Source organism: Metabacillus sp. KH_069 (genome assembly GCF_057838075.1).
Genome location: NZ_CM174460.1, coordinates 3,529,278 through 3,551,993, shown reverse-complemented (window position 1 = coordinate 3,551,993; position 22,716 = coordinate 3,529,278). Strand labels below are relative to the sequence as shown.

Below are 22,716 nucleotides of genomic sequence, written 5' to 3'. Positions count from 1 at the left end.
ATGCTGACTCTTTCTCAAATCAGCAAATCTTATTCTGAAGACCAGCATGTCCTGCTGCCGACAGACTTGACTGTGAAAAAAGGCGAATTTGTAAGCATCATTGGACCAAGCGGCTGCGGGAAAAGTACATTGCTTGATATTATAGCCGGCATCAATAAACCGACTAATGGCACTGTCCATTACAATGGAGAAGAGATAACGAATAAAACCGGGCTTGTCGGATATATGCCCCAAAGTGATGTACTGTTTCCATGGAGGACGGTTTTGGATAATGTCGTTCTTCCTTTAGAGATACAAGGCAGCGGGAAAGAAGAAGCGCGCATTCAAGCGCGCGGTCTTTTCCAAAAATTCGGGCTGGCAGGATATGAAGATCATTATCCTTTTATGCTTTCGGGCGGAATGCGTCAGCGCGCCAATTTCCTAAGAGCCTATTTAAATAATAAAGAACTCCTTCTATTAGATGAACCGTTTGGCAAGCTTGATGCGATGACAAGACTTGAGCTGCAGAAGTGGTTTATCCAAATATGCGAGGAAATGGGACAGACAGTGATATTCATTACTCATGATATGGATGAAGCCATCTTTCTGTCAGACAGAATCTTTATTCTTTCGCCCAGACCGGGACGAATAATAGAAGAAGTTAGTGTGGAGTTTACCCGGCCAAGGACAGATGATCTCTTTACAAGTATGAAGTTTGCTTCACTTAAACGGAGGTTGCTTGATGTTCTTTATTTGAAAAAGACCTGATTCAGCTAGAAAATGACGCACTGAATTTCATGCAAATTCAGTGCGTTTTCGATCTTTAAAATCTTTTTTTATAAAATGATAAAAAAGCTATTGCAAAGGGAATTTCAGCGTGGTATATTATTATTCGTTGCCGCGAAAAACGCGAAAAAGCAACACAGCCTGAAAAAAGAAAAGTGAAATTAATGCTTGACTTTAAAACGGCAAAATGTTATATTAATAAAGCTTCGCTTGAAGCAAATGATCTTTGAAAACTAAACAAAACCAAAAGCGTACCAAACGTTTTAAATTTTTGAAGTCAGCAACAAATTGAGTCACAAATTTTCTTCGGAGAGTTTGATCCTGGCTCAGGACGAACGCTGGCGGCGTGCCTAATACATGCAAGTCGAGCGGACTTGCTGGAGCTTGCTCCAGCAGGTCAGCGGCGGACGGGTGAGTAACACGTGGGCAACCTGCCTGTAAGACTGGGATAACTCCGGGAAACCGGAGCTAATACCGGATAGTATCTTGAACCGCATGGTTCAAGTTGGAAAGACGGTTTCGGCTGTCACTTACAGATGGGCCCGCGGCGCATTAGCTAGTTGGTGAGGTAATGGCTCACCAAGGCAACGATGCGTAGCCGACCTGAGAGGGTGATCGGCCACACTGGGACTGAGACACGGCCCAGACTCCTACGGGAGGCAGCAGTAGGGAATCTTCCGCAATGGACGAAAGTCTGACGGAGCAACGCCGCGTGAGTGATGAAGGTTTTCGGATCGTAAAACTCTGTTGTTAGGGAAGAACAAGTGCGAGAGTAACTGCTCGCACCTTGACGGTACCTAACCAGAAAGCCACGGCTAACTACGTGCCAGCAGCCGCGGTAATACGTAGGTGGCAAGCGTTGTCCGGAATTATTGGGCGTAAAGCGCGCGCAGGCGGTTTCTTAAGTCTGATGTGAAAGCCCCCGGCTCAACCGGGGAGGGTCATTGGAAACTGGGAAACTTGAGTGCAGAAGAGGAGAGTGGAATTCCACGTGTAGCGGTGAAATGCGTAGAGATGTGGAGGAACACCAGTGGCGAAGGCGACTCTCTGGTCTGTAACTGACGCTGAGGCGCGAAAGCGTGGGGAGCGAACAGGATTAGATACCCTGGTAGTCCACGCCGTAAACGATGAGTGCTAAGTGTTAGAGGGTTTCCGCCCTTTAGTGCTGCAGCTAACGCATTAAGCACTCCGCCTGGGGAGTACGGTCGCAAGACTGAAACTCAAAGGAATTGACGGGGGCCCGCACAAGCGGTGGAGCATGTGGTTTAATTCGAAGCAACGCGAAGAACCTTACCAGGTCTTGACATCCTTTGCCACTTCTAGAGATAGAAGGTTCCCCTTCGGGGGACAAAGTGACAGGTGGTGCATGGTTGTCGTCAGCTCGTGTCGTGAGATGTTGGGTTAAGTCCCGCAACGAGCGCAACCCTTGATCTTAGTTGCCAGCATTCAGTTGGGCACTCTAAGGTGACTGCCGGTGACAAACCGGAGGAAGGTGGGGATGACGTCAAATCATCATGCCCCTTATGACCTGGGCTACACACGTGCTACAATGGATGGTACAAAGGGCTGCGAGACCGCGAGGTTTAGCCAATCCCATAAAACCATTCTCAGTTCGGATTGCAGGCTGCAACTCGCCTGCATGAAGCTGGAATCGCTAGTAATCGCGGATCAGCATGCCGCGGTGAATACGTTCCCGGGCCTTGTACACACCGCCCGTCACACCACGAGAGTTTGCAACACCCGAAGTCGGTGGGGTAACCGCAAGGAGCCAGCCGCCTAAGGTGGGGTAGATGATTGGGGTGAAGTCGTAACAAGGTAGCCGTATCGGAAGGTGCGGCTGGATCACCTCCTTTCTAAGGAATATATGAGGACGCTTTTGGTTTTTGTTTAGTTTTGAGAGATCATTCTCTCTATAATAGAAGACAAATCTTCTGATTTGTCGGTTGTTCTTTGAAAACTAGATAACGTAATTGATAACAAGTAATTCACTGAGATTTACGCTTACCATAATTAGTGATTTTCTAGACATTTATGTCTGAACAAACAACGAAATGCGAAACGCATCTTAGATGCGGCTGACCATTTAGGTTAAGTTATGAAGGGCGCACGGTGGATGCCTTGGCACTAGGAGCCGATGAAGGACGGGACTAACACCGATATGCTTTGGGGAGCTGTAAGTAAGCTTTGATCCAGAGATTTCCGAATGGGGAAACCCACTGTTCGTAATGGAACAGTATCTTTATCTGAATACATAGGATATTGAAGGCAGACCCGGGGAACTGAAACATCTAAGTACCCGGAGGAAGAGAAAGCAAACGCGATTTCCCAAGTAGCGGCGAGCGAAACGGAATTAGCCCAAACCAAGAGGCTTGCCTCTTGGGGTTGTAGGACACTCTATACGGAGTTACAAAGGAACGGGGTAGATGAAGCGACCTGGAAAGGTCCGTCAGAGAAGGTAAAAACCCTGTAGTCGAAACTTCGTTCCCTCCAGAGTGGATCCTGAGTACGGCGGGACACGAGAAATCCCGTCGGAAGCAGGGAGGACCATCTCCCAAGGCTAAATACTCCCTAGTGACCGATAGTGAACCAGTACCGTGAGGGAAAGGTGAAAAGCACCCCGGAAGGGGAGTGAAAAGATCCTGAAACCGTGTGCTTACAAGTAGTCAGAGCCCGTTAATGGGTGATGGCGTGCCTTTTGTAGAATGAACCGGCGAGTTACGATCCCGTGCAAGGTTAAGTTGATGAGACGGAGCCGCAGCGAAAGCGAGTCTGAATAGGGCGTTTTAGTACGTGGTCGTAGACCCGAAACCAGGTGATCTACCCATGTCCAGGGTGAAGTTCAGGTAACACTGAATGGAGGCCCGAACCCACGCACGTTGAAAAGTGCGGGGATGAGGTGTGGGTAGCGGAGAAATTCCAATCGAACCTGGAGATAGCTGGTTCTCTCCGAAATAGCTTTAGGGCTAGCCTCAAGTATGAGAGTCTTGGAGGTAGAGCACTGATTGGACTAGGGGCCCTCATCGGGTTACCGAATTCAGTCAAACTCCGAATGCCAAAGACTTGCTCCTTGGGAGTCAGACTGCGAGTGATGAGATCCGTAGTCAAGAGGGAAACAGCCCAGACCACCAGCTAAGGTCCCAAAGTATACGTTAAGTGGAAAAGGATGTGGAGTTGCTTAGACAACCAGGATGTTGGCTTAGAAGCAGCCACCATTTAAAGAGTGCGTAATAGCTCACTGGTCGAGTGACTCTGCGCCGAAAATGTACCGGGGCTAAACGTATCACCGAAGCTGTGGACTGTTCTTACGAACAGTGGTAGGAGAGCGTTCTAAGGGCGTTGAAGCTAGACCGTAAGGACTGGTGGAGCGCTTAGAAGTGAGAATGCCGGTATGAGTAGCGAAAGAGGGGTGAGAATCCCCTCCACCGAATGCCTAAGGTTTCCTGAGGAAGGCTCGTCCGCTCAGGGTTAGTCGGGACCTAAGCCGAGGCCGAAAGGCGTAGGCGATGGACAACAGGTTGATATTCCTGTACCACCTCCTCACCATTTGAGCAATGGGGGGACGCAGGAGGATAGGGCAAGCGCGCTGTTGGATATGCGCGTCCAAGCAGTTAGGCTGAGAAGTAGGCAAATCCGCTTCTCATATAAGGCTGAGCTGTGATGGCGAGGGAAATTTAGTACCGAAGTTCCTGATTCCACACTGCCAAGAAAAGCCTCTAGCGAGGTGAGAGGTGCCCGTACCGCAAACCGACACAGGTAGGCGAGGAGAGAATCCTAAGGTGAGCGAGAGAACTCTCGTTAAGGAACTCGGCAAAATGACCCCGTAACTTCGGGAGAAGGGGTGCTTTTTAGGGTTCATAGCCCTGAAAAGCCGCAGTGAATAGGCCCAGGCGACTGTTTAGCAAAAACACAGGTCTCTGCGAAGCCGCAAGGCGAAGTATAGGGGCTGACGCCTGCCCGGTGCTGGAAGGTTAAGGGGAGAGGTTAGCGCAAGCGAAGCTTTGAACCGAAGCCCCAGTAAACGGCGGCCGTAACTATAACGGTCCTAAGGTAGCGAAATTCCTTGTCGGGTAAGTTCCGACCCGCACGAAAGGCGTAACGATCTGGGCACTGTCTCAACGAGAGACTCGGTGAAATTATAGTACCTGTGAAGATGCAGGTTACCCGCGACAGGACGGAAAGACCCCGTGGAGCTTTACTGTAGCCTGATATTGAATTTTGGTACAGCTTGTACAGGATAGGTAGGAGCCTTGGAAGCCGGAGCGCCAGCTTCGGTGGAGGCATTGGTGGGATACTACCCTTGCTGTATTGAAATTCTAACCCACAGCCCTGATCGGGCTGGGAGACAGTGTCAGGTGGGCAGTTTGACTGGGGCGGTCGCCTCCTAAAATGTAACGGAGGCGCCCAAAGGTTCCCTCAGAATGGTTGGAAATCATTCGCAGAGTGTAAAGGCACAAGGGAGCTTGACTGCGAGACCTACAAGTCGAGCAGGGACGAAAGTCGGGCTTAGTGATCCGGTGGTTCCGCATGGAAGGGCCATCGCTCAACGGATAAAAGCTACCCCGGGGATAACAGGCTTATCTCCCCCAAGAGTCCACATCGACGGGGAGGTTTGGCACCTCGATGTCGGCTCATCGCATCCTGGGGCTGTAGTCGGTCCCAAGGGTTGGGCTGTTCGCCCATTAAAGCGGTACGCGAGCTGGGTTCAGAACGTCGTGAGACAGTTCGGTCCCTATCCGTCGTGGGCGCAGGAAATTTGAGAGGAGCTGTCCTTAGTACGAGAGGACCGGGATGGACGCACCGCTGGTGTACCAGTTGTCTTGCCAAAGGCATCGCTGGGTAGCTATGTGCGGAAGGGATAAGTGCTGAAAGCATCTAAGCATGAAGCCCCCCTCAAGATGAGATTTCCCATCACGTAAGTGAGTAAGAACCCTGAAAGATGATCAGGTTGATAGGTCTGAGGTGGAAGCGCGGTGACGTGTGGAGCTGACAGATACTAATCGTTCGAGGACTTAACCACAGTCTAATAAAGTGTAACATTTAAGTGAAACTTGTTATCAAACGTTATCTAGTTTTGAAAGAATAACTTCTTTCGAAAAAAAAGCTTGAAATCTTCGGATTTCATAGTATAATAATTTTTGTCACTATGTCTGGTGATGATGGCAAAGAGGTCACACCCGTTCCCATGCCGAACACGGAAGTTAAGCTCTTTAGCGCCGATGGTAGTTGGGGGTTTCCCCCTGTGAGAGTAGGACGTTGCCAGGCTAATGACAAAAATATTCAAGCGGAGGATTAGCTCAGCTGGGAGAGCATCTGCCTTACAAGCAGAGGGTCGGCGGTTCGAGCCCGTCATCCTCCACCATTTATTCTTGTTATTAACACGCTGCTTATCTAGGCTTCCTGAGATCAGGACGACTTTAACAAGCTTAAAACCATATTGTATTTCTTACTTTATATGCCGGTGTAGCTCAATTGGTAGAGCAACTGACTTGTAATCAGTAGGTTGGGGGTTCAAGTCCTCTTGCCGGCACCATTCGGTCTTAATCCGAATCAAAATGTTTGAATATGTGCCATTAGCTCAGTCGGCAGAGCATGATCGAGTAATCTTCGATACTTATGCTTCAGCACACAAATCGAGCCACTTCTTGAATAATCTTTCTGAGATTTGGGTGTCTTGCAAAACTAAAGAGTGTTTTCTTAATTAAGTGCCATTAGCTCAGTCGGTAGAGCATCTGACTTTTAATCAGAGGGTCGAAGGTTCGAGTCCTTCATGGCACACCATTTTTCCTTAATATGCGGGTGTGGCGGAATTGGCAGACGCGCTAGACTTAGGATCTAGTGTCTTTGACGTGGGGGTTCGAGTCCCTTCACCCGCATCATATTTTGCGGAAGTAGTTCAGTGGTAGAACACCACCTTGCCAAGGTGGGGGTCGCGGGTTCGAATCCCGTCTTCCGCTCTTGCTTTCGCCGGGGTGGCGGAACTGGCAGACGCACAGGACTTAAAATCCTGCGGTAGGTGACTACCGTACCGGTTCGATTCCGGTCCTCGGCACCACTTATTTTATACATGCGCCCGTAGCTCAATTGGATAGAGCGTTTGACTACGGATCAAAAGGTTATGGGTTCGACTCCTATCGGGCGCGCCATATACGGGAAGTAGCTCAGCTTGGTAGAGCACTTGGTTTGGGACCAAGGGGTCGCAGGTTCGAATCCTGTCTTCCCGACCATTTCCAACTTTTAATTAGGGGCCTTAGCTCAGCTGGGAGAGCGCCTGCCTTGCACGCAGGAGGTCAGCGGTTCGATCCCGCTAGGCTCCACCAATTAAATAGAATTAATTGACTTTGTTCCTGGGGCGGTGTAGCTCAGCTGGCTAGAGCGTACGGTTCATACCCGTGAGGTCGTGGGTTCGACTCCCTCCGCCGCTACCAAAAAAGGACCTTTAGCTCAGTTGGTTAGAGCAGACGGCTCATAACCGTCCGGTCGTAGGTTCGAGTCCTACAAGGTCCACCATTCTATTTAGTCATTCGGAGGTATACCCAAGTCCGGCTGAAGGGATCGGTCTTGAAAACCGACAGGGGAGTCAAATCCCGCGGGGGTTCGAATCCCTCTACCTCCTCCATTTTTATTTTGATAAGTGGAATAACTTACTTCAGCAAGCCGATTGATTCGCAGCATAATAATCGGATTAAATGAACTTAATTAATATTGTCGCGGGGTGGAGCAGTCTGGTAGCTCGTCGGGCTCATAACCCGAAGGTCGCAGGTTCAAATCCTGTCCCCGCAACCAAATGGTCCCGTGGTGTAGCGGTTAACATGCCTGCCTGTCACGCAGGAGATCGCCGGTTCGATCCCGGTCGGGACCGCCATTTTTACTTTATGTAAAGGTTAGTAAAAATTTTTATCCATACAAATGGCTTGGTAGCTCAGTCGGTAGAGCACGATCGAATAAGCTTCGAAGCATAAGCATCAGCGCACAAATTGAGCCGCTTCTTGGCTAAGCTTTCTGAAATTTGGGCGAAGGTTTCAAGAATGTAACATTATTGTACTACAAATTATAAAATGGCTTGGTAGCTCAGTCGGTAGAGCAAAGGACTGAAAATCCTTGTGTCGGCGGTTCGATTCCGTCCCAAGCCACCATTTACTTTAATGTTGTAAATGCTAAACAAATATAATAGTGGCGGTTGTGGCGAAGTGGTTAACGCACCAGATTGTGGCTCTGGCATTCGTGGGTTCGATTCCCATCAGTCGCCCCATTTTTATATTCATATTGCGGGTGTAGTTTAATGGTAAAACTCTAGCCTTCCAAGCTAATGTCGTGGGTTCGATTCCCATCACCCGCTCCATAATGGGCCTATAGCTCAGCTGGTTAGAGCGCACGCCTGATAAGCGTGAGGTCGATGGTTCGAGTCCATTTAGGCCCACCATTTCTGTTTTGGAGAAATAAGGTTTCAATATTATTCCGCAGTAGCTCAGTGGTAGAGCTATCGGCTGTTAACCGATCGGTCGTAGGTTCGAGTCCTACCTGCGGAGCCATATCTGGGGAAGTACTCAAGTGGCTGAAGAGGCGCCCCTGCTAAGGGTGTAGGTCGCGTAAGCGGCGCGAGGGTTCAAATCCCTCCTTCTCCGCCAGAAAGCCTTGTTTTTGGCCCGTTGGTCAAGCGGTTAAGACACCGCCCTTTCACGGCGGTAACACGGGTTCGAATCCCGTACGGGTCATACTTGAAAGAGTGCTGCACATAGTGCAGCACTCTTTTTAATTGGCTCTGTTCGTAAATATAGTTGCTATTAGACTAAATGTTAAAAACTTTAAGTGGATTGTAGCGAAAGGAACTTGATTCCTGCGGGAAACAGAGGGAAATGATTGATTCCATTTTGCAGCCGCCTTTCTGGATATTTGTCCTCAAACAGCGTTGTTGATTCCATTTCGCAGCCGCCATTCTGGATATTTGTCCTCAAACAGCGTATTTGATTCCATTTTACAGCTGCCATTCTGGATTTTTGTCCTCAGACCATAAAACCAGTAGGCAAGCCGGGTAGGCTCCCAACAGGATCGCAGAAAGCAAGTTCCTGCAGCAGAAAGTAACGGACAACATTTATACTCGAAAACAACAATCTATGAAAATACAGCCTTTTAATTTTAAAAGTTGTGTAAGAGAATCTTTTAATACTTAAAGGTTATATGAACCCATCCCCTTTACTATCTGTCTCAACCATCTCCTATCCTTTCTCTGCGCCTGTATGGAACCACTCCTAACTAACCCTTCAGTCAATATTCTACAAACAATAAGCTCTTATAGTTGCCTTTGGCCGTTTATGCAAGTGCCTTGATGAAACACTTAACTTTTAACTAGTCTCCAACTATCTTCCAAAGCTCTCTAACTCTCCAATTAACCTCTTAACTAAAATCTTCAGAAAAAGTCATGTAAAAAAATGATTCATTTTCTCTTTCATGAACTTAAAATATATTTTCAACAAATAATATAAATCTTTATAAATATTTTATCGAATAAGGTTTGAAATATATTAAAGAGAGGTATAAGTAATGGTAATAAAGAATAAACGAAAATGAAGAATAAAAAGATTTCGACAATTCTTACTCATTTTGTCGAATTAACTATTTTTGTGATATAACTTACTCAAAATACACAATTAGAATATCCTGTTAGAAATTCCTGTATTTTCTTACGTATATTGATTTTTTTAGTATATTTGACTGATGTTCATTTCGCCAAATTCTTCGATTATCCTTATTTCTTTCGTTTCCTCATTCGACATCATTTTAAAAGAATAGTTTTTTGAAAAATGAATGCTGATTCATGACATATCATGTCAATAAGTAGAAGCGCTTACAAAAAAGGTAATCCTTCCTTCTGATTGAAATTAGAATTAAGATAAACTTATAGAAAGGGTGATTAGGAATGAATCTTGCTACGCCAACTGATTTTGAGGTTCATCTTTTCCATGAGGGAAATTTGTTTAAAGCTCATGAATTATTTGGTGCTCACAGCAGCGTACGGAACGGTGTTTGCGGTACTGTGTTTACTGTTTGGGCTCCTCATGCGCTTGAGGTGCGGGTTGCAGGTGATTTTAATCACTGGGACGGCTCGAATCACAAGCTTGAAAGAGTGAATGATCAAGGTATCTGGTCTGCTTTTATTCAGGATATAAAAGAGGGTGACCTGTATAAATACGAGATTATTACACGGAAAAATGAGAAAATTCTTAAATCTGATCCATTTGCCTTTTATGCAGAGGTGAAACCGAATACTGCTTCGATTGTTTATGATCTGGCAGATTATGAGTGGAATGATCAGAAGTGGCAGAAGAAGAAGCGTCAGAAGGAAATTTATAATCGGCCGATGTATATTTACGAGCTTAATCTTTGTTCTTGGAAAAAGAAAGAGGACGGCAGCCTTTATACATATTTGGAGCTAGCGGATATTTTGATTCCGTATGTTCTCGATCATGGATTTACTCACATTGAGCTTCTGCCTATTATTGAACATCCTTATGACCGTTCATGGGGATATCAGGGAACCGGATATTATGCGGCTACAAGCCGGTACGGAACTCCTCATGAATTAATGAAGTTCATCGATCTTTGTCATCAGAATAATCTTGGCGTCATCATGGACTGGGTGCCGGGCCATTTCTGCAAGGATGCGCATGGGCTTTATTATTTCGATGGGGAACCGACATTTGAATATGAGAGATATGAAGACCGGGAGAATGAGGTTTGGGGTACGGCTAACTTTGACTTAGGGAAGCCTGAGGTTCAGAGTTTCTTAATCTCTAATGCTCTTTTCTGGCTTGAAAAATATCATATTGATGGATTCAGAGTGGATGCAGTAGCGAACATGCTCTACTGGCAGAATACTGAAGAGCCTCATGAAAATCCGTTTGCAGTGAATTTCTTGAGAAAGCTGAATGAAAATGTATTTGCCTATGATCCTGGTGTTTTAATGATAGCAGAGGATTCAACCGACTTTCCTCTGGTGACATCACCTACATCTGATGGAGGGCTTGGGTTTAACTACAAATGGAACATGGGGTGGATGAACGATATCCTCAAGTACATGGAAGCTCCTCCGGAACAGCGGAAACACCTTCACCACAAGGTATCATTTTCACTGATTTATGCTTTTACAGAGAACTTTATCCTTCCGCTTTCACATGATGAAGTTGTTCATGGAAAACGTTCACTTCTGAATAAAATGCCGGGGGATTATTGGCAGAAGTTTGCTCAGTATCGTCTGCTTCTCGGGTATATGATGACTCATCCAGGAAAAAAACTGCTGTTTATGGGCGGCGAATTTGCCCAGTTTGATGAGTGGAAGGATCTTGAACAGCTTGATTGGGTGCTTGATGATTTTGACATGCATCAAAAGGCAAGAACCTATTTCAAGGAACTGCTGGCTGTTTATAAAAAACAGCGTCCTCTGTATGAGCAGGATCACTCACAGGAAGGCTTTGAATGGATTGATGTGAATAATTCCGACCAAAGTATCTTTTCCTTTATCAGAAGAGGCCAAAAGCCTAATGAGCAGCTCGTTGTAGTCTGCAACTTCACACCGCAAACCTACCACGAATATAAAGTGGGGGTGCCGGCCGATACAAAATACATTGAAATCATGAACAGCGATGACGCTGTATTTGGAGGATCAGGCCAGGTTAATAAGAAAGATCTTAAAGCACAAGAAGGCACGCAGCATAATCAGCCTTATCACATATCAATGACCATTCCGCCTTATGGAATATCCATTTTACGCGCAGTTAAAAAACGAGAGGAGACAATCAACCATGGTGAAAAAAAAGTGCGTCGCAATGTTATTGGCAGGAGGAAAGGGTAGTCGTTTAAGTTCTTTAACGCAAAACCTTGCAAAACCAGCAGTGCCATTTGGCGGAAAGTACCGCATTATCGACTTTACATTAAGCAATTGCTGCAATTCAGGTGTAGATACAGTAGGAGTGCTGACACAGTATCAGCCGCTTGTACTGAATTCTTATATCGGGATTGGCAGTGCATGGGATCTTGACCGCAAAAATGGAGGAGTTACTGTACTTCCTCCATATGCAGAGTCCTCAGAGGTGAAATGGTACAAAGGAACAGCAAGTGCCATCTATCAAAATCTTAACTACTTAAAGCAATACGATCCTGAGTATGTTCTGATTTTATCTGGAGATCACATTTATAAAATGGATTATTCGGATATGCTTGATTACCATGTGGAAAAAGATGCAGACGTCTCTATTTCTGTAAAAGAAGTGCCATGGGACGAAGCAAGCCGCTTTGGTATTTTGAATACAGATGCAAATCTTGAAGTCATTGAATTTGACGAGAAGCCTCAAAATCCTAAGAACAACCTGGCATCAATGGGGATCTATATTTTCAAATGGTCCATCTTAAAAGAGTACTTGGAAATGGATGAACGTAATCCATACTCAAGCCATGACTTTGGCAAAGACGTCTTGCCTTTGCTGCTTGATGAAAAGAAAAAAATTGTGGCGTATCCATTTAAAGGCTATTGGAAGGATGTAGGTACGGTTAAAAGCCTATGGGAAGCTAATATGGATCTATTAAATGAAGTGCCTGAGCTGGATTTGTTTGATAACAACTGGCGCATCTATTCTGTGAACCCGAATCAGCCTCCTCAATATTTATCAGAGGGTGCAGAAGTTACTGAGTCCCTTGTAAACGAAGGATGCGTGGTTTATGGAACCATTCACCATTCGGTTTTATTCCAGGGCGTAACAGTGGGGCAGCATTCATTCCTGAAAAATACGGTTGTCATGCCGGATGCGGTCATTGGCAATAATGTTTATATAGAAAATGCGATTGTACCATCAGGTTTAGTTGTACCGGATGGCATGGTCATTCGTTCGGATAAAGATATTGAAGAAGTCATTTTAGTAACGGAAGAACTAGTAGAGCAAACGGCAGGAGCATAACCGGAAAGTACGATGTGCAAACAGCAGAGAAATCCTATTTATTTCCGATGAAAATAAACTAATGCGAGAGGTGGAACAGCTATGAATCAAAGGATGCTGGGAATTATTGATGCAACAACGTATACAAATGCCATCGAGGACTTAACGGTGAATCGGTCGATGGCTGCTATTCCGTTTGCGGGGCGTTACAGATTAATCGATTTTGTTTTATCAAATATGGTGAACTCGGATATTGACAGTGTAGCTATTTTTCCAAAATACCAATATCGTTCTCTGATGGATCATTTAGGGTCGGGCAAGCAATGGGATTTAAACAGAAAGCGTGATGGGCTGTTCTTTTTCCCGTCTCCGCATTTAAACGACCAATATAATGAGTTTGGATCGATCCGTCAGCTTTCAGATCACATTGACTATTTCTTGAGAAGCAAGCAGGAATATGCGGTGATCACAAACAGCTATACGGTCTGCAACATTGATTTCAAAGATGTTCTTGCGAAACATGTGAAAATGGGCTGCGATATTACGGAAATCCGCAAAGATGGCGAATCTTTGCATATGTATGTGATGTCGACGAAATTATTGCTGAATCTTATCCATGATAATAATCAAACAGGTTACAAAACCATTGGCCAAGTGATTATGGATAATACCCATAAAATGATGATTTGTGATTATGAGTTTGATGGATATGTTGCCATTATTGACTCCATTGAAAGCTATTACCGCCACAGCCTGGAAATGCTTAAGCCTGAAGTCTGGCAGCAGTTATTCCTAAAAAACCGTCCTATCTTAACTAAGGTGAAGGATGAGCCGCCAGCAAGACATGGACAGAATGCTGTTGTGAAAAATTCAATGATTGCAAACGGCAGCGTGATTGAAGGACATGTAGAAAACAGCATTATTTTCAGAGCTGTTCATATCGGAAAAGGAACGGTCATAAAAAATGGCATCATCATGCAAAAATCTCAGGTTGGAGAAAATTGTGTGCTTGAGAATGTCGTTCTTGATAAGGATGTAAAAGTTGGCAGCGGCATTGAATTAAAAGGATCTGCGGATCTGCCGATCGTGCTTAGAAAAGGAACAGTACAAGGAGCGCTGATGAAATCGTGAAGGTATTATTTGTTGTATCGGAATGTGTCCCTTTTGTAAAGTCCGGAGGTCTGGCGGATGTTGCAGGGGCGCTGCCCAAGGAATTAAAGCGTCTTGGCACGGATATTCGAGTGATTTTGCCTAAATACGGTCAAATTCCAGAGCGTTTCCGCTCAAAAATGAAAAAGATTAAAGATATTGTAGTCCCTGTCGGATGGAGACGCCAATATTGCGGAATCGAACAGCTGGAATTTGAGGGAATCACGTATTATTTCATTGATCATGAATATTATTTTAAGCGTGACTCTTTGTATGGTCATTTTGATGATGGGGAGCGTTTCTCTTTTTTTTGCAGAGCGGTTCTGGATTCGATTAAAGCAGTCGATTTCCAGCCTGATGTGCTTCATTGCCATGATTGGCATACAGGCATGGTGCCATTCCTGTTAAAAGAAGAATACGCTTCTCAATCGTTTTATGAAAATATGAAAGCGGTTTTTACGATTCATAACCTGCAATTTCAGGGGATTTTCCCAAGAGATATCCTGCATGATTTACTTGGTCTTGATGACAGGTATTTTAATGCAGATCAATTGGAATTCCATGGCTTTGTGAACTTCATGAAAGCTGCTCTTGTTGCTTCAGATTTAATTACAACGGTAAGCCCTACTTACAAGAATGAGATCCAAACCCCGTACTTTGGCGAGCGTCTTGACGGCCTGCTGCGGGTGAAGGAAGCTTCCCTTGTGGGCATATTAAATGGAATTGATGATGCAATTTATAATCCGGGGGACGATCCATACATAGCGTTTCCATATGATGAGCACTCAGTCAAAAACAAAGCAAAGAATAAAAAAGAGCTTCAGAAGATGTTTGGCCTTCCGGAAAAAGAGGATACGCCTCTTCTTACAATGGTCACTCGACTAACGCAGCAAAAGGGCCTTGATCTGGTCGAGCGAGTGCTTCATGAAATGCTTCAATCAGATATGCAGATTATCATCCTTGGAACCGGAGAGAAAAAGTTCGAGGATTTCTTCAGGCACATGGAGTGGCTGTATCCTGATAAGTGCAAAGCATACATCGGCTTTGATGAGCCGCTTGCACACCGCATTTATGCAGGCTCGGATTTCTTTTTAATGCCTTCGCAGTTTGAGCCATGCGGTCTTGGCCAGCTGATTGCTCTAAGATACGGATCGATTCCGATTGTCAGAGAAACTGGCGGCCTGAATGATACCGTGACTTCTTACCGCGATGATACAGGCGAAGGGAACGGCTTTACGTTCACGAACTTCAATGCTCATGATATGATGAACACCGTTAACCGGGCATGCACGATTTATAAGAATAAAACCATTTGGAACAGCCTTGTCAAAACAGCTATGAAAGAAGACTACAGTTGGGCGCAGTCTGCGTTTAAATACAACCAGCTTTATGCTGATTTAATGACTAGGAGTGGGAGTCATGTTCTCTAACAAAAATGAATTTAAAGACAGTTTTCTAAAGCGCTTGGAAATGAGTTATGGAAAGAAATTCGCAGAATCAACAAAACGTGATCAATACCAAACGCTTGGGAATATGGTGAGAGAACATATCAGCAGCAATTGGATCTCAACAAACGAATGGAACCGGGCAAGCAACAACAAGCAAGTTTATTACTTGTCAATTGAGTTCTTGCTTGGAAGGCTGCTCGGACAAAATCTTTTGAATTTGGGCATTCGTGAAGTTGTGCTTGAAGGATTCGCTGATCTTGGAATCGATCTTGAGGAGATTGAAGAAAGCGAAGCAGATGCAGGGCTTGGCAATGGCGGTTTAGGCCGCCTTGCTGCTTGTTTTCTCGATTCGCTTGCATCATTAAATTTACCTGGACATGGCCTCGGCATCAGGTATAAACATGGTCTTTTTGACCAAAAGATTGTAGATGGCTATCAGGTAGAATTGCCTGAACAATGGTTAAGGCACGGAAATGTATGGGAAGTCCGCAAGCCGGACCAGGCAATTGAGATTCCATTTTGGGGTAAGATTGAACATTCACACGAAGATGGAAAGCTTGAATTCCGCCACGTTCAATCTGAGAATATTATGGCTGTACCTTATGATATGCCTGTCATTGGCTATGAAACAAGCACAGTTAATACATTAAGGCTGTGGAACGCTGAGCCGGCTCCAAATCCGCCTCACCGTGATGTACTTGCTTATAAACGCGAAACAGAAGCAGTATCAGAGTTTTTATATCCGGATGATACACATGATGAAGGAAAGATTCTCAGGCTTAAACAGCAATATTTCCTAGTTTCTGCAAGCCTGCAGTCCATTGTCCGGTCATACCTTAAAAAGAATGATACCCTTCATGAATTTCACAAGCATGTGGCCATCCATGTAAACGATACTCATCCCGTTCTTGCCATCCCGGAGCTGATGAGAATTCTGCTTGATGAAGAGCATATGGAATGGGAAGAAGCATGGAATATTACGTTTAATACGATATCTTATACAAATCATACGACTTTATCGGAAGCACTAGAAAAATGGCCCCTGCATATCTTTAAGCCGCTACTTCCAAGAATCTATATGATTGTTGAAGAATTAAACGAGAGATTCTGCAAAGAATTATGGAATCGTTTCCCGGAAGACTGGAAACGTATTGAAAATATGGCGATTATCGCTCACGGCGTCGTGAAAATGGCCCATTTAGCAATTGTCGGAAGCCACAGCGTCAATGGAGTTGCAAAGATCCATTCTGACATTTTGAAAAACCGTGAAATGAAACTGTTTCATCAAATTTATCCTCAAAAGTTCAACAACAAAACAAATGGCATCACACACCGCAGATGGCTGCTTAAAGCCAATCCAGAACTGACAAATCTCATTACCGAAACGATCGGAACCGACTGGATTAAAAACCCGCACCTCATGATTGAACTAAAACGACATATCTATAATCCACTATTAAAAGAAGAATTTGCAGCCGTTAAACGGAAAAGAAAAGAGATTCTTGCAGATATTATTGAAAAGAAAACCGGAATATCCGTTGATAAACATTCAATCTTTGATGTTCAGGTTAAGCGTCTGCATGCTTATAAACGCCAGCTTTTAAACGTACTGCACATCATGTATCTGTATAACAGGCTGAAAGAGGATTCCAATTTTACGATTTATCCAAGGACATTTATTTTTGGTGCCAAGGCATCCCCAGGCTATTATTATGCTAAGAAAATCATTAAGCTTATTAACTCTCTTGCTGATAAAGTAAACAGTGATCCGAAAGTTTCAAAGATGATGAAAGTCATTTTCATGGAAAACTATAGGGTCTCACTTGCAGAGCATATCTTCCCTGCGACAGATGTCAGTGAACAAATCTCTACTGCGAGTAAAGAGGCGTCTGGAACAGGCAATATGAAATTCATGATGAACGGTGCGCTCACAATGGGAACATTGGACGGGGCGAATATTGAAATCTTAGAAGAAGTAGGAAAAGAGAACATCTTCACCTTTGGCTTAAAGGCTGATGAGGTTCTGAACTATTACGAAAATGGCGGATATCGCTCATCTGAATATTATCATCATGATCTGCGGATCAGACAAGTGGTTGATCAGCTCACAAACGGATTCTTCCCTGATACCGAAGATGAGTTTGAAGCAATAAAAGATTCCCTTCTTTATGAAAACGATCATTACTTTGTACTGCGTGATTTTGCATCCTATGTGGATGCTCAGGAGCAGCTTGAAAAAGCCTACAAAAACCAGGATAAATGGCTTGAAAAAGCACTTCTTAATATTGCGCACTCAGGTTATTTCTCAAGTGACCGGACGATCCATGAGTATGCTGATGGCATTTGGGACATACAGCCGATCCCTGTTATCCATTAAATTTTGAAAACCCGCTTATTGAGCGGGTTTTCTGCTGTCTGAGTTTTGGGATTTCCAAATCAGGTTCATTAGCATTTATCGCAAATAAGTGAGAAAGCTGCTGCTTTGACAAATCATATAAATTAAGATGGGATTGTCTAATAAGTCTCTAAAATGAAGCAGGGAGGAAAAAAATGTTATTTCCTCCCTGCTTTTTTATGTAGACTCTATTCATAAACTTTGTTGTTTTAGACTGCATGTTAAAAAATCTTGAGTGGATTGCAGCGGAAGGAACTTGACTCCTGCGGGAATTAGAGGGAAGTTGGAGACCCCGCAGGCATGTGAAGTGCACCCCTATTGTTGGACACACATCTAACAACAGGAGGTGTACTTCAATTGCGTAATTTTACATTAGAAGAAAAAATTCAAGCCGTACAACGTTATTTGAATGGTTTAGTAAGTTATCGAGAATTAGCTAAAGAGGTTGGAGTCGATCACTCCGTTCTCCGAAACTGGGTGATGCTGTTCAAACATCATGGTGACCAAGCATTCTCCTTTCCCTATACAAACTATTCGCCAGCCTTTAAACTGAGGGTAATTCAATTTACAAATGAAACGAATTACTCGATTCGAGAGGCATCGGCCATTTTCCACCTACCAGATCCTTGTATGCTCCGTAGGTGGAAGAAAAAGTGGGAGATTGGTGGTGAAGATGCCCTTAAAATAAAGGAAAAGGGGCCATCTGCCATGTCATCTCATAATCAAAAGAAAAAGAATAAGAAAGAAAATTCCTCTGACCCATCTATAGAAGAACTGAAAAAAGAAAACGAACTTCTTCGTATGGAGAATGCGTATTTAAAAAAGCTGCGAGCCTTAGTTCAGAAAGAATCAGTAAAACACTCAAAACGCAAGTAATCTATGAACTAAGGCACGAATTCCCTGTTAACCAACTGGTGAAGATTGCTGATTTGCCGAAAAGCACCTACTATCACCGCGTTCAATTATGGAAACAGCCGGATCCTGACCGCAAGTGGAAAAGGAGAATTCGCTTCATTTACCGTAAGCACAAAGGACGCCTTGGCCATCGCCGTATCACAGATGTCCTTCAAGCCAAAGGGTATATGATTAACAAGAAGAAAGTCCTTCGTATTATGAAAGAGATAGGGCTTCAATGCATCGTACGAATGAAGAAGTACAAATCCTATAAGGGCGGGGTCGGAAAAACAGCTCCAAACATCTTAAATCGTAAATTCAAGGCCGAAAAACCAAATCAGAAGTGGGTGACAGACATCACGGAATTTAAATTGTTTGGACAGAAATTATACCTGTCCCCTATTCTGGACCTGTTTAATGGCGAGATTATCACGTATACGCTCAATACAAGGCCTACGTTTGATTTAGTAGAGACGATGTTGATAGAAGGCCTACAGCGCGTGAACGAAAACGACGAACTCTTACTTCATTCTGACCAGGGCTGGCATTATCAAATGCCTCGATACCAGCACATATTAAAAGAAAATCACATTACTCAAAGCATGTCTCGAAAAGGAAACTGTTACGACAACGCCGTTATAGAAAACTTTTTCGGGATATTGAAATCAGAATTTCTGTACTTACAACAATTCGAGAGTATAGACCACTTCAAGAAAGAACTCGAAGAGTATATACACTACTACAATCATTTGAGAATCAAATCACGATTACAACGTAAAAGTCCAGTGTCTTATCGAACTAGTTTTGAGCAAGCTGCTTAGTAAATAAAGTGTCCAATTTATAGGGGGCAGTGCAGACATGCCGAGGAGGCTCCAACCCTCCCCGCGGAAAGCAAGTTCCTGGAGCGGAAAGGAACGGACAACATTAATTATTGAGAACAACATTTTTTCCGTAAATAGACTTTCTGTACAGCCCTATCTTATTAACGGTTATCCCCATCAAGCAATCGTCCAAGTCCGCCAAGGATGCTGCCTTCTCCTGAAGAGTGTCCGCCGGCGCTTGGCGCATTTGCAAAAATGCGGTCCGCAAGACGGCTGAACGGAAGAGACTGCACCCATACAGTTCCAGGCCCTTGTACAGTTGCAAAAAATAATCCTTCACCGCCGAAGAAGGCCGTTTTGACTTTCCCGACATATTCGACATTGTAGTTAACGTCTCTTGTCATCGCGACAAGACAGCCTGTGTCCACTTTAAGACGTTCCCCGGGTGCAAGCTGCCGTTTATGTATCGTGCCTCCCGCATGCAAAAAGGCAAGTCCGTCTCCTTCAAGCTTTTGCATAATGAACCCCTCGCCGCCGAAGAAGCCAGTACCTAATTTTTTTTGAAAATCAATACCGACTGAAACGCCTTTTGCAGCACATAGAAACGCATCTTTTTGGCATACAACCTTGCCCTGCATTTCTTTTAAGTCGACAGGGATGATCTTTCCTGGATAGGGAGCTGCAAATGACACCTGCTTTTTGCCTCCCGCTTTATTGGTAAAGACTGTCATAAATAAACTTTCTCCGGTAATGACACGCTTACCGGCACCTACTAAACGGCTCATTAAGCCTTTTTGCTCTGACCCATCTCCAAAGATGGTTTCCATATCAATGCCGTCATCCATCATCATCATTCCGCCGGCCTCGGCTACTACACTTTCACTTGGATCGAGCTCAATTTCAACAAACTGCATGTCATCTCCATAAATCTTGTAATCAATTTCGTGTGCGTTCAATAAGATCACCTCTTTTCTTTTTTTGTAAACATTCGTCATTAAGGAAGAAAACCCTTCCGATTTCCATTTATAATGAAAGGAGTTCTTCAAAAAGGAGATAAGCCTATGCCTGTTATTAAAAACACCATTCTCATTAAAGCGCCGATCGAGGTCTGCTTCGACCTTGCAAGAAATGTAGAGGTTCATACAAAAACGACCGAGAAAACAAAAGAGAAAGCGGTTGGAGGTGTGGCTTCTTAAATTTCTCTCAGATCGGGCCGCAGAGCTGAAAAAAATCGCAGAAGCAAAATAAAACAGAGTCCCAAAGGGGGAACTCTGTTTAAAATAAAATTTGCACCTTGATGTCTTGCTCCATCGCCTAAATCCTCGGTCTGAACGGATCCGCCTTATTCACTATAAGGTTCTTTCTCTGATGCAGGAAGGTCCCCGAAAGGAGTCATAAGCCCTTCTTCATCAAGTGTATGTTCATACTGTCTATGCTGTATGTTTGGATAAACGGTTACGTTCTTACCCTCGATATCTGTAGCTGCGAAGTTCTCATAATCTTCAACATACCCTGTTGGGTCATCGTTCTCCATGTACACGTCATTGTAGGAATCGACAGGATACTCCATGTCAGACGGAGTTTCAGAGTTGCCGAAGCGTTCTACATCCTGATATGTGTCTTCTGCATCATAGGCTTCAGAATCGCTTTCATCGTATTCGAATTGTCCGAATGCCGGCTCAAGAATGCTTTCCTCAATCGGTCTTGAACGGGAAATTGCCTGCTCCGGTGAATGTTCCTTGCATGTTGTAGCAGTGGGAAGCACTTCAAGTCTTTCTTCTGGTATGTCAGTTCCGCATACTTCACAAACCCCGTAAGTTCCCTTTTCAATGGCTGCAAGTGCCCGGTTGATATCGCTTAATTCTTCCTCAACATGCTCATTTAATGCAATATCTTTTTCACGTTCATAAAGCTCTGTGCCTTCATCACCAGGGTGGTTGTCATAGCTTGAAAGCTCTCCGGTAGAATCGTGCCCGAAGCTTTGCTCGAGCCCGAAATGTTTGCTTTCCTGCAGGTGCTGCTCAATTTCTGCTTTTCTTGCGTCAAGCTGTGAGCGAAAGGAAGCCATTTGCCCGCTGTTAAGCATTCCATTCACGCTCCTTCCTTAAGAAGTAATTTCTTCTTTTTTTCGAGATAAGAAAGTATAAAATTTTGCGCATTGGTGTCCAGCTCGAGCGCCCAACTCCTCGGCCAGAATAAAATTCCCAAAAAAGGCGGGACCCGGACTTTTCCGGTGATTTCTTATCTGTCATGCCTGAGCTAAACGGGCGCTTACGCTTTTCTTAGTATGAACAGAAAGGGCCAAATCATGATTGTAAATAATGCACAAAAAAACACGGCTCATCAAAGGGCCGTGTTAAGGTTAGATTGTGCTTATGAATAAACCAAGTGCGAGCAAGAAGCCGAATTGAATATTTGTCTGAGCAGTTGCTTTCATTGCAGGCATCATTTCAAGCGGAAGTGATTTGCCGACGAATTTTTTTACGGCACTGTATGCTTTAGGTGTGCTGATTAAGACTAAAAGCGCCCAAAAGGACAAGTGGCCGAGTGCAATCATGATTAAGATGACCGCATATGAAGCAGCGAACATGGAAGCGAGGAAAATGATCGCTTTTTTGCGTCCAATCAGGATTGCAAGTGTTTTGCGCCCGTTTTCTTTATCGCCGTCAAGGTCGCGGATATTATTTGACAGCATGATGTTTCCAACCAGGAAAGCGATTGGAATGGAAATAATGATGCTGATCGGTGATATCGTACCAGTTTGAATGTAATAAGCAAGCAGGATAATAACCATGCCCATAAAGAAACCTGCCACAAGCTCCCCAAATGGAGTGTAGGCAATTGGCATAGGGCCTCCTGTATAAAAATAGCCGGTAGCCATGCAGATTAACCCGATAACAGCGATCCACCAAGTGGAGGTCATGCAAATATAAACTCCTAAAAGTGCTGCGACGGCGAAGAATGCAAAGGCAAGATTTAGAACCGTCTTTGGTTTCACACCGTTTCTTACAATTGCTCCGCCGATTCCGACAGAATTTTCATTATCAAGTCCGCGCTTAAAATCAAAATATTCATTAAACATGTTGGTTGCAGCCTGAATTAAAATGGATGCAATCAGCATAGCTAGAAATAATAAGATATGAACCTGACCTTCATTTAAAGCGAGCACCGTACCGATCGTAACAGGAATAAAGGCGGCAGACAGTGTGTGCGGACGCAGCAGCATCCACCATACTTTCCAGCTTTTATCCGGTTTGATGGAAGGCACGTTTTGTGTAGTGTGTGATTGTGTATGCATCAAAGATTTCTCCCCTTTTTGT

Annotated in this window: 10 protein-coding genes, 21 tRNA genes, 3 rRNA genes and 1 pseudogene; 32 read left to right on the top strand and 3 right to left on the bottom strand. The window is 44.3% G+C overall.

Annotated features, from left to right (window positions below; all coding sequences use genetic code 11):
- The 31 genes from AC3ISE_RS17945 (at position 1) to AC3ISE_RS17795 (ending at position 19,396) form a co-directional block, all read left to right on the top strand.
- Positions 1 to 747, top strand: a complete 747-nt coding sequence (locus AC3ISE_RS17945) for an ABC transporter ATP-binding protein (RefSeq protein ID WP_489222001.1) — start codon at positions 1 to 3, stop codon at positions 745 to 747.
- Between the two features lie 321 nt (positions 748 to 1,068).
- Positions 1,069 to 2,618, top strand: a 16S ribosomal RNA gene (locus AC3ISE_RS17940).
- 233 nt (positions 2,619 to 2,851) lie between these two features.
- Positions 2,852 to 5,782, top strand: a 23S ribosomal RNA gene (locus AC3ISE_RS17935).
- Positions 5,783 to 5,911: 129 nt separating this feature from the next.
- Positions 5,912 to 6,027: ribosomal RNA gene (gene rrf / locus AC3ISE_RS17930) — 5S ribosomal RNA — on the top strand.
- The 16S, 23S and 5S rRNA genes sit together here with 21 tRNA genes alongside, the layout of an rRNA operon.
- Before the next feature lie 21 nt (positions 6,028 to 6,048).
- Positions 6,049 to 6,124, top strand: a tRNA-Val gene (locus AC3ISE_RS17925).
- Between the two features lie 95 nt (positions 6,125 to 6,219).
- Positions 6,220 to 6,295: transfer RNA gene (locus tag AC3ISE_RS17920), tRNA-Thr, on the top strand.
- Positions 6,296 to 6,467: 172 nt separating this feature from the next.
- A tRNA-Lys gene (locus AC3ISE_RS17915) sits at positions 6,468 to 6,543 on the top strand.
- A gap of 14 nt (positions 6,544 to 6,557) precedes the next feature.
- Positions 6,558 to 6,638 (top strand) — tRNA-Leu (locus AC3ISE_RS17910).
- A 9-nt stretch (positions 6,639 to 6,647) separates the two neighbouring features.
- Positions 6,648 to 6,719: transfer RNA gene (locus AC3ISE_RS17905), tRNA-Gly, on the top strand.
- A 9-nt stretch (positions 6,720 to 6,728) separates the two neighbouring features.
- Positions 6,729 to 6,817: transfer RNA gene (locus AC3ISE_RS17900), tRNA-Leu, on the top strand.
- 14 nt (positions 6,818 to 6,831) lie between these two features.
- A tRNA-Arg gene (locus AC3ISE_RS17895) sits at positions 6,832 to 6,908 on the top strand.
- A gap of 4 nt (positions 6,909 to 6,912) precedes the next feature.
- Positions 6,913 to 6,989 (top strand) — tRNA-Pro (locus tag AC3ISE_RS17890).
- Positions 6,990 to 7,006: 17 nt separating this feature from the next.
- Positions 7,007 to 7,082: transfer RNA gene (locus tag AC3ISE_RS17885), tRNA-Ala, on the top strand.
- 31 nt (positions 7,083 to 7,113) lie between these two features.
- Positions 7,114 to 7,190: transfer RNA gene (locus AC3ISE_RS17880), tRNA-Met, on the top strand.
- 5 nt (positions 7,191 to 7,195) lie between these two features.
- Positions 7,196 to 7,272, top strand: a tRNA-Ile gene (locus AC3ISE_RS17875).
- A 16-nt stretch (positions 7,273 to 7,288) separates the two neighbouring features.
- Positions 7,289 to 7,381 (top strand) — tRNA-Ser (locus AC3ISE_RS17870).
- A 90-nt stretch (positions 7,382 to 7,471) separates the two neighbouring features.
- A tRNA-Met gene (locus AC3ISE_RS17865) sits at positions 7,472 to 7,548 on the top strand.
- 3 nt (positions 7,549 to 7,551) lie between these two features.
- Positions 7,552 to 7,627 (top strand) — tRNA-Asp (locus AC3ISE_RS17860).
- Between the two features lie 195 nt (positions 7,628 to 7,822).
- Positions 7,823 to 7,898, top strand: a tRNA-Phe gene (locus AC3ISE_RS17855).
- A gap of 40 nt (positions 7,899 to 7,938) precedes the next feature.
- Positions 7,939 to 8,014, top strand: a tRNA-His gene (locus AC3ISE_RS17850).
- A gap of 16 nt (positions 8,015 to 8,030) precedes the next feature.
- Positions 8,031 to 8,104 (top strand) — tRNA-Gly (locus tag AC3ISE_RS17845).
- Positions 8,105 to 8,108: 4 nt separating this feature from the next.
- Positions 8,109 to 8,185 (top strand) — tRNA-Ile (locus AC3ISE_RS17840).
- Between the two features lie 34 nt (positions 8,186 to 8,219).
- A tRNA-Asn gene (locus tag AC3ISE_RS17835) sits at positions 8,220 to 8,294 on the top strand.
- Positions 8,295 to 8,299: 5 nt separating this feature from the next.
- Positions 8,300 to 8,390: transfer RNA gene (locus AC3ISE_RS17830), tRNA-Ser, on the top strand.
- Between the two features lie 15 nt (positions 8,391 to 8,405).
- Positions 8,406 to 8,477, top strand: a tRNA-Glu gene (locus AC3ISE_RS17825).
- A gap of 1,202 nt (positions 8,478 to 9,679) precedes the next feature.
- On the top strand, positions 9,680 to 11,611 hold the full coding sequence (glgB, locus tag AC3ISE_RS17820; RefSeq protein WP_489222000.1) for a 1,4-alpha-glucan branching enzyme: 1,932 nt from the start codon (positions 9,680 to 9,682) through the stop codon (positions 11,609 to 11,611).
- Entirely contained in the window at positions 11,565 to 12,710 is a 1,146-nt protein-coding gene (locus AC3ISE_RS17815; protein ID WP_489224374.1) for a glucose-1-phosphate adenylyltransferase, read from the top strand. The genes glgB and AC3ISE_RS17815 overlap by 47 nt, the downstream gene beginning before the upstream one ends.
- Before the next feature lie 81 nt (positions 12,711 to 12,791).
- Positions 12,792 to 13,820: a GlgC family sugar phosphate nucleotidyltransferase gene (locus AC3ISE_RS17810; RefSeq protein WP_070878730.1), complete on the top strand. Its 1,029-nt coding sequence runs from the start codon at positions 12,792 to 12,794 to the stop codon at positions 13,818 to 13,820.
- Positions 13,817 to 15,268, top strand: a complete 1,452-nt coding sequence (gene glgA, locus AC3ISE_RS17805; protein WP_489221999.1) for a glycogen synthase GlgA — start codon at positions 13,817 to 13,819, stop codon at positions 15,266 to 15,268. Before AC3ISE_RS17810 ends, glgA begins: the two co-directional genes overlap by 4 nt.
- Positions 15,258 to 17,663 (top strand): glycogen/starch/alpha-glucan phosphorylase, encoded by a 2,406-nt coding sequence (locus AC3ISE_RS17800; RefSeq protein ID WP_489221998.1) that lies wholly within the window; start codon positions 15,258 to 15,260, stop codon positions 17,661 to 17,663. Before glgA ends, AC3ISE_RS17800 begins: the two co-directional genes overlap by 11 nt.
- Before the next feature lie 375 nt (positions 17,664 to 18,038).
- Positions 18,039 to 19,396 (top strand): IS3 family transposase gene (locus tag AC3ISE_RS17795; RefSeq protein WP_489221085.1). Its coding sequence is split into 2 segments (ribosomal slippage): positions 18,039 to 18,510 and positions 18,510 to 19,396, totalling 1,359 coding nucleotides; the frame shifts between segments, so codons are not numbered across the junction.
- Positions 19,397 to 19,557: 161 nt separating this feature from the next.
- Here the strand turns inward: AC3ISE_RS17795 and AC3ISE_RS17790 are convergent.
- Positions 19,558 to 20,352, bottom strand: a complete 795-nt coding sequence (locus AC3ISE_RS17790) for a TIGR00266 family protein (protein ID WP_191555790.1) — start codon at positions 20,350 to 20,352, stop codon at positions 19,558 to 19,560.
- Between the two features lie 105 nt (positions 20,353 to 20,457).
- On the opposite strand from AC3ISE_RS17790, the pseudogene AC3ISE_RS17785 reads away from it, so the two are divergent.
- Positions 20,458 to 20,589: pseudogene (locus tag AC3ISE_RS17785) on the top strand (cell division protein); the annotation flags it as partial.
- A gap of 149 nt (positions 20,590 to 20,738) precedes the next feature.
- On the opposite strand, the gene AC3ISE_RS17780 reads toward AC3ISE_RS17785, so the two are convergent.
- On the bottom strand, positions 20,739 to 21,482 hold the full coding sequence (locus AC3ISE_RS17780; protein ID WP_070878734.1) for a TraR/DksA C4-type zinc finger protein: 744 nt from the start codon (positions 21,480 to 21,482) through the stop codon (positions 20,739 to 20,741).
- 276 nt (positions 21,483 to 21,758) lie between these two features.
- On the bottom strand, positions 21,759 to 22,694 hold the full coding sequence (locus AC3ISE_RS17775; RefSeq protein WP_070878735.1) for a 1,4-dihydroxy-2-naphthoate polyprenyltransferase: 936 nt from the start codon (positions 22,692 to 22,694) through the stop codon (positions 21,759 to 21,761).
- Positions 22,695 to 22,716: the final 22 nt, after the last annotated feature.